The 12,264-nt window shown below is 43.0% G+C and carries 10 protein-coding genes and 1 tRNA gene; 10 read left to right on the top strand and 1 reads right to left on the bottom strand.

Annotated features, from left to right (window positions below):
- The first annotated feature begins 136 nt into the window (after window positions 1-136).
- The 10 genes from HQR03_RS09030 (at window position 137) to HQR03_RS08985 (ending at window position 11,770) form a co-directional block, all read left to right on the top strand.
- Entirely contained in the window at window positions 137-1,180 is a 1,044-nt protein-coding gene (locus HQR03_RS09030) for a porin (RefSeq protein WP_173239941.1), read from the top strand.
- Between the two features lie 195 nt (window positions 1,181-1,375).
- Window positions 1,376-3,010 (top strand): CTP synthase, encoded by a 1,635-nt coding sequence (locus HQR03_RS09025; RefSeq protein WP_173239940.1) that lies wholly within the window; start codon window positions 1,376-1,378, stop codon window positions 3,008-3,010.
- Between the two features lie 270 nt (window positions 3,011-3,280).
- Window positions 3,281-4,156, top strand: a complete 876-nt coding sequence (kdsA, locus tag HQR03_RS09020; RefSeq protein ID WP_025651348.1) for a 3-deoxy-8-phosphooctulonate synthase — start codon at window positions 3,281-3,283, stop codon at window positions 4,154-4,156.
- Between the two features lie 27 nt (window positions 4,157-4,183).
- Window positions 4,184-4,438 (top strand): heavy-metal-associated domain-containing protein, encoded by a 255-nt coding sequence (locus HQR03_RS09015; protein WP_025651349.1) that lies wholly within the window; start codon window positions 4,184-4,186, stop codon window positions 4,436-4,438.
- A 379-nt stretch (window positions 4,439-4,817) separates the two neighbouring features.
- Complete coding sequence (locus tag HQR03_RS09010; protein ID WP_025651350.1) at window positions 4,818-5,042, top strand: heavy-metal-associated domain-containing protein; 225 nt, start codon at window positions 4,818-4,820, stop codon at window positions 5,040-5,042.
- A 309-nt stretch (window positions 5,043-5,351) separates the two neighbouring features.
- Window positions 5,352-7,712, top strand: coding sequence for a heavy metal translocating P-type ATPase (locus HQR03_RS09005; RefSeq protein ID WP_173239939.1), 2,361 nt, complete (start codon window positions 5,352-5,354; stop codon window positions 7,710-7,712).
- A gap of 322 nt (window positions 7,713-8,034) precedes the next feature.
- Complete coding sequence (gene eno, locus HQR03_RS09000) at window positions 8,035-9,351, top strand: phosphopyruvate hydratase (RefSeq protein ID WP_173239938.1); 1,317 nt, start codon at window positions 8,035-8,037, stop codon at window positions 9,349-9,351.
- Window positions 9,352-9,487: 136 nt separating this feature from the next.
- Window positions 9,488-9,796 carry an FtsB family cell division protein gene (locus HQR03_RS08995; RefSeq protein ID WP_025651353.1) on the top strand — a complete coding sequence of 103 codons (309 nt, stop codon included), beginning with the start codon at window positions 9,488-9,490 and terminating at the stop codon, window positions 9,794-9,796.
- Window positions 9,797-9,928: 132 nt separating this feature from the next.
- On the top strand, window positions 9,929-10,705 hold the full coding sequence (gene ispD / locus HQR03_RS08990) for a 2-C-methyl-D-erythritol 4-phosphate cytidylyltransferase (protein WP_051395118.1): 777 nt from the start codon (window positions 9,929-9,931) through the stop codon (window positions 10,703-10,705).
- 441 nt (window positions 10,706-11,146) lie between these two features.
- Window positions 11,147-11,770, top strand: coding sequence for a BLUF domain-containing protein (locus tag HQR03_RS08985; RefSeq protein ID WP_025651355.1), 624 nt, complete (start codon window positions 11,147-11,149; stop codon window positions 11,768-11,770).
- A 366-nt stretch (window positions 11,771-12,136) separates the two neighbouring features.
- Here HQR03_RS08985 and HQR03_RS08980 read toward each other — a convergent pair.
- Window positions 12,137-12,212: transfer RNA gene (locus HQR03_RS08980), tRNA-Glu, on the bottom strand.
- Window positions 12,213-12,264 lie beyond the last annotated feature (52 nt).

Raw genomic sequence — 12,264 nt, 5'->3', positions numbered from 1 at the left:
ACTTCGCCACACTTGTTTCTGACTAATCTCGGTAGCCAGTTACACATTATATCTTTGAGGATTTGTGACGATACCATTATGGGCGCCAGCTAATAATAGCTTGCTCATTACTACAATTGCAAAGTGGAGATACCCCATGAAAAAACTACTTTTAGCTACAGCAATCGCAGCCCTATCTGTATCTGCAGCCAATGCAGCACCAACCGTTTATGGTAAAGCATTTGTCGGTATGGACTACGTTAATTTAGATGATGAGACTCGTACTGATGACGATATGGACGCCGTCCAAATCAACTCATATTCTTCACGTCTTGGTTTCAAAGGTTCTGAAGCAATTACTGCTAATACTGATGTAATCTATCAGTACGAAGTGGGTATCAATATTGATGGTAATGATGGTGACAATATTGCATTCAAAAGCCGTGATACTTTCTTAGGCTTGAATAATGATAACTATGGTGAACTCCGCGTTGGTCGTAATACATCAGTTGTTGATTACGTAAATAACGTTGTGACTTCTGGTAGTGGCTTTTGGGATAACCTAGGCTCAAATCAGCTTGAAGAAAACGAAAACGGCTATAACATGGTTGATAGCGGTCGTGTTAATAATTCAGTTATCTGGAAAGCGCCTAAATACAACAACCTACCGTTAGATGTTGCACTTATGTATAGCGCTGATGAGTCTTTTGTCTCTGATAGTGGTGATCGTAATAATGGCTTTGCTGCTGCAGCCATGTATGATGCCGGTACTGGTGTTACATTTGGTGTTGCTTATGATAAAGATGTTAACCTTTCTGGCGATTTAATTCGTGGTACGGCTACTGTTGATCTAGGCAAGTATATGGCAGCTCCTGTAGTACTTGGCGCTCTATATCAAGTAGCTGATTTTGATAGTGATGCAGCTAACAGAGGCGATGATAAAGAAAAAGGTCTAGTTCTTAGTGCTAAGATGGGCCTAAATAACTTCGCTAAGCCAGCTGCTGTTTATATTCAATACAATAACACTGACAACTTGCTTGGCTTTGATGACGCTGATTCTGATCAAATCGTAGTTGGTGGTGAATATGCTTATAAGCCTAATATGATTGCTCATGCTTATGTTGGTCAAAACTCAGCTGACCTTCGTGGTGATGACTACGATCTACTCGCTATCGGCGGTGGTCTAGAATATAAATTCTAATCTTACTCTTTATTAAGTTTAAATTAGAAAAACTCATCCTTCGGGGTGAGTTTTTTGTTGTATAGAGTACGAATAACAGAAAAATGTTTATTATCAGCGTGAAAAATAAGAGTTTCAGATAGTTTGCATTTTTGCCCTATATTTTATAGCGTATTTTTAGTAAAATCCTTCTTTACCAATTACCGACAGAGTACTATGACCAAGTTTATATTCGTGACCGGTGGGGTAGTGTCCTCACTAGGAAAAGGTATCACCGCAGCCTCTCTTGCAGCGGTCTTAGAAGCACGTGGCGTGACTGTCACGATGACCAAAATGGATCCGTATATTAACGTCGATCCAGGTACGATGAGTCCGTTCCAGCATGGTGAGGTGTTCGTCACTGAAGATGGGGCAGAGACGGATTTGGATTTGGGTTATTATGAGCGTTTTTTACGCCATTCTAAGATGAGTAAGAGTAATAACTTTACCAGTGGTCGTATCTATCAGAATGTATTGAATAAAGAGCGCCGTGGTGAATATCTTGGCGGTACTGTGCAGGTTATCCCGCATATCACTGATGAGATTAAGAGCAAAATCCTAGCCAGTGGCGAAGGCTATGACATCGCGATTATCGAGATTGGCGGTACGGTCGGTGATATCGAATCACTGCCCTTTATGGAAGCCGTGCGTCAGATGCAAGTCGAGCTGGGTCGCAATAGAGCCATGCTGATGCATTTGACCCTAGTCCCTTATATTGCTAGTGCGGGTGAAACCAAAACCAAGCCTACCCAGCATTCAGTGAAAGAGCTGCGTTCTATTGGTTTACAGCCTGATGTCTTAATTTGCCGCTCTGATCATCACATCTCACAAGACAATCGCCGTAAGATTGCGCTATTTACCAATGTCGAAGAACGTGCGGTCATCATGTGTGAAGATGCACAAAGTATCTATCAAATACCGCGTACCCTTTATGAGCAAGATCTTGATGATTTGATTTGTGAGCGCTTTGGTTTGGATGTACCTGAAGCCGATTTGAGCGATTGGGACAAAGTCGTTGAAGCCCAGCTCAATCCTGAATCCACTGTTACCGTGGCAATGGTCGGCAAATATGTCGAGCTGCCTGATGCTTATAAATCGATTAATGAAGCATTATTGCACGCGGGTATCACTCACAAGGCAGATGTGAAGATTGATTATATCGATGCCGAACGTTTAGAGGATGACGATAGCTTGTTGGCGCAGCTTAATAATGCCGATGCTATCTTGGTGCCAGGCGGCTTTGGTGAGCGCGGTACTATGGGTAAAATGAAAGCAATTACTTATGCTCGCGAAAACAATGTGCCATATTTAGGTATTTGCCTAGGTATGCAGTTGGCCGTCATCGAATACGCGCGTAATGTGATGAATATCGATGCCAACTCTTCTGAATTTGATCGCAAAACGGCTGAGCCAATCATTGGTCTTATTACTGAATGGTTAGATGAGCGCGGCGAGCTACAGATTCGTAGTGATGATTCAGACCTTGGTGGCACGATGCGTCTAGGCGCACAGCAAGCAGAGCTAGTTTCTGGTAGTAAGCTAAGCCAAATTTACGGTGCGAGTAATATCACTGAGCGTCATCGCCATCGCTATGAGATGAATAACCGTTATATCGAGCCGCTAGAGCAAGCAGGTATGACCATATCTGGTTATTCTGCCAAGCAGCATTTGGTAGAGTCAGTTGAGATTTCTGAGCATCCGTGGTTTGTTGCTGTACAGTTCCATCCAGAGTTCACTAGCTCACCACGTGGTGGTCATCCACTGTTTAACAGCTTTGTAAAAGCCGCAAAAATCTATAGCGACATTAAATAATATTAAAAGCTTTACTGTTTTACAATGAATTTTTAATATAAGTGAAAAGACTGATCTGCGGATTGGTCTTTTTTTTGACTGTTTATTTAGCCATTTTTTAATAGTTTTTTCTAGCAATAGTGGTTTGATTAAGTAATCTACAGTATCAGCGAGATGTAATTACGCTTGGATACTTTTATTCATTGGGCTATCGGTTACAATATGGGAGAGTAATATTAATAATAACTGTTCATAACAACAGTATATAACAATAATGAGGGTCACTACTTTATGGAAAATTTATTAACTGCACAATCGCATATAAAGCTTACGACGCCAAGTGGCAATACGATTAATATAGGCAACGACCAGCCATTTGTATTGTTTGGTGGTATGAATGTTTTAGAGTCTAAAGAATTGGCGTTCGAGATTGCCGAGCAGTATGTCGAGATTTGCCAGCGTTTGGGTATCGGCTATGTTTTTAAAGCCAGTTTCGATAAAGCCAACCGTTCAAGTCTGCATTCATATCGCGGCCCAGGTTTAGAGAAGGGTATCGATTGGCTGGGGCAAATTAAAGAAAAGTTCCAAGTGCCGATTATTACTGATGTGCATGAGCCGTATCAAGCCGCGCCCGTCGCTGAGGTTGCGGATATTATCCAGTTGCCAGCATTTTTGTCGCGTCAAACGGATTTGGTGCATGCGATGGCGAAGACCGATGCGATTATCAATATTAAAAAAGCCCAGTTTTTAGCCCCACATGAGATGCGTCACATCGTTAACAAGTGCCTTGAAGGTGGTAACGATAAGCTCATCCTTTGTGAGCGTGGTAGTGCCTTTGGTTATAATAATTTGGTCGTTGATATGCTAGGCTTCGATACCATGAAGCAGATGGATATACCGGTATTCTTTGATGTAACCCATAGTTTGCAGCAGCCGGGCGGTCGTAGTGATAGCGCCGGTGGACGCCGTGAGCAAATCACCACCCTTGCACGTGCAGGTATGGCGACAGGGTTGGCAGGGCTATTTTTGGAAGCGCATCCGAACCCAGAAACCGCAAAATGTGATGGTCCGTGTGCCTTAAGAACCAGTCAGTTAGAGCCGTTCTTACGTCAACTCAAGCAGATTGATGAGTTGGTCAAAGGCTTTGAGGTATTAGATACGCATTAATGCTATAAACGATAAGAGGGTAAGACAATGGCCATACAAATTGCACACGTCAGTATCGACAATATCGATGACGCGGAAGGTCTTGATAGCTTGATGACCGCGCTTAAGAATATTACAGGAGTCACTGAGATTGAGCTTGATCCTGCTAAGGACGTTGCTACCGTACGCTATGATGATACCGATACCAGTATCCATGCGTTAACTGCCGCGATTAGCATGGTCGATTATGTTACCCAGCCGTTTCCGATTGATTCACCGCAAAATCCACATCATCATGATTAGCGGTGAGGCACTTATAAAGAAAAAGTCGTTTAATAAAGTGCTTTCTTAAAGATATTAGCAGTCAAACTTGTTGTTCGCTTCAATTCGGCTTATGCTAGTGACATCCTGCATTTAAAGTGAATGTTATAAAAAACTATAAAAGCAGTTTATTTGACTTATAAAAATACTAGGGCGTGTCTTCATTTCAAAAATGGTGATAAAAATGAGATAAATTGCCGTTAAATAAGAAAAATAGCGCAGATAATATCGGGATATTAATCAGCTATTTGACGATGTTTGGCAAGATTTAGCCATTTTTAGCTCATTTAGATAACTATCGAGTGAATTGAAGACACGCCCTAATTAATAAAAATTCATTTACAAAAATAAGGAGCCTACCATGGCAAATCAAACACGTATTATTAAAATTGATGGCATGACTTGCGGTGGCTGTGTGGCAAGTGTCCATGCTGCTACTGGTGAGATTGATGGTTTAGATCTTATTACTGTTGATCTCACTGACAATCTAGCAACAGTTAGCTTCGATGATAGTAAGACCAGTGCAGAAGCTATTGCATCGGCTATCGAGGAAGCAGGCTTTGATGCCACCGTCGCTAACTCTTAAGATTTTTTTATTTATAAAAGAACCGGCTCTGATGGCTGGTTTTTTTAATGGCTAAAAAATAATGAGGCAGCAATAACTAACTGCTTTTTATGTATGTACCAATAGGTCTTGATGCGTTGAAACAATAGAAAAATTTGAATTATCGCCAATCATAACCATTTAATATTTATCCCAGTAGTTTTAGAAAACTGGTCTTCAAATACGCTTTTGCCTAAAAATTTTATCAAGTCGCTGAGTTTTTTTCGCGCAAACGAATGCCCAAATGTATAAACGCTATCATGCGCTTTAACGCAATAACGAGTTCTCTCTATGAATGACGCTACCCGTACCGCCACTGAGCAATCCTATGAAGTTGAGACTGATATTCAGTCCAATACAACGCTTGCACCGGAGCGTGCACACCTGCAGCTGGCCATTGATGGCATGACATGTCAGGCCTGTGCCTCAAGAATCGAGAAGGTACTAAACAAAAAGCCGTCGGTATACGAGGTGAGTGTGAACTTCGCTGGCGAGACCGCGAATGTCGATTATGATCCGACCCAGACGACGCCTGAGCAAGTCAAAGAATGGGTAAATAAAACTGGTTTCGTCGCCAATTTGCAGGCAGCTGATAGCTTGTTTGCCCAAACGGATAAAGATACCGCGACTCAGTACCCGTGGCGCTTGATTGGCTTGTGGTTATGTTTGCTGCCGTTTTTAGTGGGTATGGCAGGTATGCTGACAGGTTTTGGTATGGCGTGGATGCCAGCAGTTTGGATTCAATTTATCCTAGCGACGATTGTACAGTTCGGATTTGCTTTACCGTTTTATAAAAGCGCTTGGGCATCCATCAAAGGTGGTCTTGCTAATATGGATGTGCTAGTCGTCATCGCTACGGTAACCATATGGGCGTACTCGACTTATCTATGGCTGACCCATGGCGATGGCACGTTAAACAGTCTATTGCAAAGTGGTCACGCTGGTGGTCATGGGACTGGCAATAGCCCTGCTGTGTATTTTGAAGCAGGCGTCATGGTCATTGCTTTTGTGCGAACGGGTAAATATCTAGAAGAGCGCACTAAAAAGCACAGCCTTAACAGTATCGATTTATTGTTGTCCTTAACGCCTGATGAAGTTGAACAGCAACAGCCAAATGGTGATTTTCATAATGTGGCTCTTAAAGATGTGCAAATTGATGATATTTTGCGTGCCAAACAAGGCAGCCGTGTTGCAACGGATGGGGTCGTTACCGATGGTAGCGGTTGGTGTGTGGAGAGTCATTTAACGGGTGAGTCGGTACCGCTCAAAAAAGAAGTAGGCGATGGTTTATTAGCAGGAGCACTGGTCGAAAACGGCAGTTTGCTTTATCGCGTCAGTGCTAAAGGTAGCGATACCAAGCTGGGTGATATGGTACAAGCGCTCAGCGATGCACAAGGCTCAAAAGCCAATCTAGCGCGCCTTGCTGATAGAGTAACGGCTATTTTTGTCCCAGTCGTTGTTGCCATTGCTTTGATCACTTTTGGGCTGACGTGGTGGCTAACGGGTATGATTGATACCGCATTGATGCATGCAGTGTCGGTGCTGGTCATTGCTTGTCCTTGTGCCTTAGGTTTAGCCACGCCAGCGGCTATTATGGCTGGTATGGGGGTCGCCGCGCGTCATGGAGTTTGGTTCAAAGACGCGCAAAGCCTAGAAGCGGCAGGCAATATCGATACCGTGGTGCTCGATAAGACGGGCACATTAACCATGGGTAAGCCTAGTATCGTCGATCAGGTGATGGTGGATAAGTCGCTTGCCGTCGATGATGTGCTACAAATTGCTGCAAGCGTTGAGGCGCACGCTAGCCATCCTTTAGCGACGGCATTGATTAACGCGGCTAGTGAACGCAACTTACCGTTAATGACTGTCACTGATATTAGCGTCATCAAAGGTGCAGGCATACAGGCAAACATCGAAGGGTTGGGACTGGTAAAAGTTGGTAGCGCAGAGTTTGCTAATTTGACGTTGCCGAAGCTGATGCCAAAGGTATGGCAAATTGCCAGTACCGTAGCGATTAGTATTAATGATGAGCCGCTTGGTGCTTTTGCCCTAGCGGACGATTTAAAAGCGGATACACCGCAAGCAATTAAGGCGCTGCAAGATGCTGGCATCGATGTCATTTTGATGAGTGGTGATAAGCAGTCGGTCGTCGACCATGTGGCAGGGCAGCTGGGTATCGAGCAGGCTTATGGCAAGATGAGCCCACGTGACAAAGCAAGCCAAATTGCCCTGTTGCAAACAGCGGGTCATAAAGTAGCGATGGCAGGCGACGGCGTCAATGATGCGCCAGCGATGGCAACAGCGGATGCCAGCTTTGCTATGTTTGAAGGTACAGATGTCGCCCAACATAGTGCCTCTGCGCGTTTGATGGGCGAATCGCTCATGCATATTGATGCCGCGCAAAAAATTGCCCAAGCCACACTACGTAATATTAAGCAAAATCTGTTTTTTGCCTTCATCTATAATTGCCTTGGCATTCCGCTTGCCGCTTTTGGTTTTTTAAACCCTATGATTGCCGCTGCGGCTATGGCGCTCAGCTCTATTTCAGTATTAATGAATGCGCTGCGTTTAACGCGATTCAAAACAAAGGTTGAGCTCAGTAATACGGTATCTGGCTCACACACTGATAGCGAACATTTAACAAAAGCATAGGTGTTGCCTGACTGCCAATAATGGCGCTTATAATGAGATATGATAACGGCCGATTATTGCTGACCATATCTGGTTTTATGCGCGCAAGTTGGTGTAAGATAAGGGAAGTTTGGCAAAATTTATGCTATGATGCCAAGCACTATAGCTGAGGGTTAAAGTATTAAAAATACCTTTAATCCTGCTCAAAACTTACTGATCATATAGCTAAGCAAAGCTGGTTTGAGCATATGTGCTATACGATATTTTACTTTATCTTTTTTGTATTCTAGTTGCCGTTATTTATCCCACAAACTTGGCATGACCAAAGGAATTAACAGACATTATGTACGCTGAAGAAACCACCAACGTCGCCGCAATTAAAGACATTCGCGCCCGTGAGATTTTAGATTCGCGCGGTAACCCAACGATTGAAGCCGATGTCATCTTAGCTGATGGCACGATCGGTCGTGCTGCTGCCCCAAGTGGCGCATCTACTGGCTCACGTGAGGCATTAGAGCTACGTGATGGCGACCAAAGTCGCTATGGGGGTAAAGGTGTCAAAAAAGCCGTTGCCAACGTTAATAGCCAGATCCGCAGTGCATTGATGGACAAAGACGTCACTGAGCAGCAAGCGATTGACGATGCTATGATTGCGCTCGATGGTACAGAAAACAAAGACAGCCTTGGCGCTAATGCCATGCTAGCAGTCTCTCTTGCAACTGCCAAAGCAGCTGCCAAGTCACAAAATCTGCCACTACATCAGTATATCGCTAACTTGCGCAATCAGACGTCATTGACGATGCCGGTACCGATGATGAACATCTTAAACGGTGGCGAGCACGCGGATAACACCGTTGATATTCAAGAGTTTATGATTGAGCCTGTTGGTTTTACTAGCTTCTCAGAAGCGCTGCGTGCCGGTACAGAGATTTTCCATAGCTTAAAATCTGTCCTCAAAGCACAAGGCTTGAATACGGCGGTTGGCGATGAAGGCGGCTTTGCCCCAAACTTGCGTAGCAATGAAGAAGCCATCACCGTTATCATGCAAGCGATTGAGCAAGTCGGCTATAAAGCAGGCGAAGACATTCATTTGGCGTTAGATTGCGCGGCCAGCGAATTCTACAAAGACGGTCAATATATCTTGGCAGGCGAGGGTAATAAATCCTTTGATAGCCAAGGCTTCTCAGACTATCTAGTAGGCTTGGCACGTCAATATCCTATTATCTCTATCGAAGACGGTCTTGATGAGTCGGACTGGGATGGTTGGAAGTATCTGACCGAGCAGATTGGTGATAAAGTCCAATTGGTTGGCGATGATTTGTTTGTGACCAATCCTGCTATCTTGCAAGAAGGGATTGATAAGCATATTGCCAATGCAATTTTGATCAAATTTAACCAAATCGGCACCTTGTCAGAAACGCTAGATGCGATTTATCTGGCCAAGAAAAACGGCTATGCAACGATTATCTCGCATCGTTCAGGTGAAACTGAAGATAGCACCATTGCAGACTTGGCAGTAGGTACAGCTGCTGGTCAGATTAAAACGGGCTCACTATGCCGCTCAGACCGCGTTGCGAAATACAATCAGTTATTACGTATTGAGCAGCAAGTACGAGCAAGCTACCGTGGCCGTGAAGAGTTTATCGGTCTACGTGGCTAATAAGCTGAGTAGCTAAGAATTTTAGTGTAGACTTAAGCGCTATATTGTCATTCACAGGATGATATAGCGCCTAATCAGTTAATCTCATTTTTTCGATTTTAATTATTATCTCTTTATCACTTGGCGTTAATACTTTATGAAATACTTTAGCCAATTTATCTTACTTGCTTTAGCGGTCGCTGTGCTGTTAGGGCTGCAATATCAGTATTGGCTGGGTGAAAATGGTCGCTTTGAGCGTAATACACTACAGACTCAGATTGAAGATCAGCAGCGTCTGAACGACAACCAAGTGGCTGCAAATAATTTATTGCGTACTGATGTTTATGATCTAAAGAATGGTCTTGAGGCAGTAGAAGAGCACGCGCGTTTAGATTTGGGCTTAATCAAGCCAAATGAGACTTTTGTACAAGTATCAACAGCGCCGACAACGCACAGCCGTTATTAATCGCTCTTAATTTTACAAAATGAGTGTTTTCTACTATCTACAGTAGAGACATTATTGGTCTTAAAATATTTATGGTTAAAATCTAAACCTCTTTTTCACTTCCTCCCCGTCCTATCATCATGGAATCCAACCATGAGTATCAATCAAAACCACCTTATGAATACCACACCTAATATACACGCCATGATTGTCGCCGCTGGTCGCGGTAGTCGCTTCGGTGCGTCTATTGCTAAGCAATATACAATCTTGCAAGGGCAGACTTTGCTACAGCATAGCGTGGCACGGCTTGCGTCAAGTGCTTATATTGACAAGTGCTTATTGGTCATCGCAGCAGATGACAGCACAGCGCAGACGCTTGATTTTGCACTTCCTATATATTATGCCATTGGCGGCACTGAACGTTGGCAATCAGTACAGGCAGGGGTAGAGGCAATCAGTCATTCAGGTGCTGACGATTCAGATTTAGTGCTGATTCATGATGCCGCGCGCCCTGCCGTTCCCAGTAATGATATTAATCAAGTTATCGAGGCAGCGATGTCAGAGCCTTATGGTGCTATCTTAGCGACGCCAGTGGCTGATACGCTAAAAGAGTCATATGTCTATTCTACTGCTCAATCTGAGCTTGTTAATACATCGATAAATAGCAGCAGCTCACACTCTTATGCTAAACGCACTATCGACCGCAGTAATATGTGGCAAGCACAAACCCCACAAGTATTTCGCCTAGGTGAGTTGCAGCAAGTACTCGCACATGTCGCTAAGCATCAGCTAGATATTACCGATGAAGCAAGCGCGTTTGAACATCTAAATCTCCCTATACGTTTAGTGACTGGCAGTCGTCAAAACATAAAACTCACTTATCCAGACGACGCTACATTGCTAGCAGCGATTCTCAACGCTCAGTCCTAATCATTTCTTAAAGATATTTAAACAATCACTTAAAATTTTTGAGTGATTGCTTTACTGTACCTATTCATTTTAACGCGTAAGCCGTTAGCTATGGTCAGTGAAAAGTAATATCAATACATTAGGCACCGCTGATATCCATTTTTGTTCTTAAAAAGTAGCGTACTAGACAGCAAAAATATATCGTTATATGTCACATACTCAATATATATAATGCTAAATGATCGTTTAGTATACATAAGTAGTGTTATAAGATAATCATAGGTTGCTTTGATGACCAAACTAAACTATGATGTAACCAACTTAATACAATTAATATAAATACTTATAAAATCAATAATGTATCAAGCCAATTTGACATCCTAATTGTCTTGTCTCTATGTGTTTTTCAAAAGTTAGTATGGTTGTCTTAGCTAAATTTACCTGATAATAGGGAGAAGCTGATTGTCAACAGTCAATAGTTCAACAAATCCAGTCACGACAGACCTCTGCCAACTTGTGTATTTGAGCCGCATTACGTCGACTGGTCTATCAAATGCCAGTACACTGAACGATATCGCAGAAGTCGCCAGCAAGCGTAACAAAACTGATAATATTACGGGTATTCTTTGCTACGGCAATGGTTATTTTTTACAGTGCGTAGAAGGCTCCGAACAAGCATTAACCAATCTCAAAAATCGCTTAGTAATGGACGATAGACATAAAGATCTAAACATTTTAGATTTTTCTGCGCTAGCAGAACGTCGTTTCGCTGGTTGGTCATTGCGCTCTATCACTCTTGAACGTTGGATGATTAAAGAGCCTAAGCTTAAAAGGTTTATGCCATTCAAGCCCTATGAGTGGAACACTGACGAATGGACGGAGTTTTTAGATATCTTGCAAGGTTACTATGAACAGCAGGTCAGAACAGGCGAGATCGACAGTCAGCCGATCCAATACAGTACCTTAGGTTTAACGCTAGGTAAAGTCGTTGGTCAGCACCAAGCCTTTTTCTTAATTCAGACGGTATTGGGTGCACTCATTATATTGGCACTTCTTTGGTTTGTGTTATCAGACAAGATTTTTTAGCTTGCCATAATTTTTAAGATATTATGGATAGACAGCTTATAAAAAAAGCCAGCTAAGATTGCTGGCTTTTTTGCGATAAAAATTTGATAAGGCACTTTTTTATCAGAAGATCAGCGCTCGAAATAGATAATCAAACAATTAATAAGTGGCTAGTCAGTGATACCGTATCCATGCCCGTCTATATTTGAGAGTGGAGAGGGTTGTAAGCTGGCAGCTTTAGTAGTGTAGTCATCTGAAATATTAAGAGAATATACAGAGATAAAAAAAGTCCAGTCACAATAGAATGTGACCGGACTTTTTGATGGTACGCTTATTAGTCTTATCTTATGCTTTACAGCAAAAGTGCTAATCAGTGACGCCAAATAGTGGCGTCCCCAGGGGGATTCGAACCCCCGTTACCGCCGTGAAAGGGCGGTGTCCTAGGCCTCTAGACGATGGGGACTAGTAACAACGCTTCAGCTGCTTTCACCATTTATGCTGAAGTGGTGCGTATT

This window comes from Psychrobacter okhotskensis (assembly GCF_013248965.1).
Taxonomy (GTDB): domain Bacteria; phylum Pseudomonadota; class Gammaproteobacteria; order Pseudomonadales; family Moraxellaceae; genus Psychrobacter; species Psychrobacter okhotskensis.
The sequence above is the reverse complement of the archived record's forward strand: the minus strand, read 5'-3'. Positions and strand labels throughout refer to the sequence as shown.

Excerpts from the sequence above, each read along its gene's own strand:
- HQR03_RS09030 (WP_173239941.1), top strand. The coding sequence starts at position 137 with ATGAAAAAACTACTTTTAGCTACAGCAATCGCAGCCCTATCTGTATCT.
- HQR03_RS09025 (WP_173239940.1), top strand. The coding sequence starts at position 1,376 with ATGACCAAGTTTATATTCGTGACCGGTGGGGTAGTGTCCTCACTAGGA.
- kdsA (WP_025651348.1), top strand. The coding sequence starts at position 3,281 with ATGGAAAATTTATTAACTGCACAATCGCATATAAAGCTTACGACGCCA.
- HQR03_RS09015 (WP_025651349.1), top strand. The coding sequence starts at position 4,184 with ATGGCCATACAAATTGCACACGTCAGTATCGACAATATCGATGACGCG.
- HQR03_RS09010 (WP_025651350.1), top strand. The coding sequence starts at position 4,818 with ATGGCAAATCAAACACGTATTATTAAAATTGATGGCATGACTTGCGGT.
- HQR03_RS09005 (WP_173239939.1), top strand. The coding sequence starts at position 5,352 with ATGAATGACGCTACCCGTACCGCCACTGAGCAATCCTATGAAGTTGAG.
- eno (WP_173239938.1), top strand. The coding sequence starts at position 8,035 with ATGTACGCTGAAGAAACCACCAACGTCGCCGCAATTAAAGACATTCGC.
- HQR03_RS08995 (WP_025651353.1), top strand. The coding sequence starts at position 9,488 with ATGAAATACTTTAGCCAATTTATCTTACTTGCTTTAGCGGTCGCTGTG.
- ispD (WP_051395118.1), top strand. The coding sequence starts at position 9,929 with ATGAGTATCAATCAAAACCACCTTATGAATACCACACCTAATATACAC.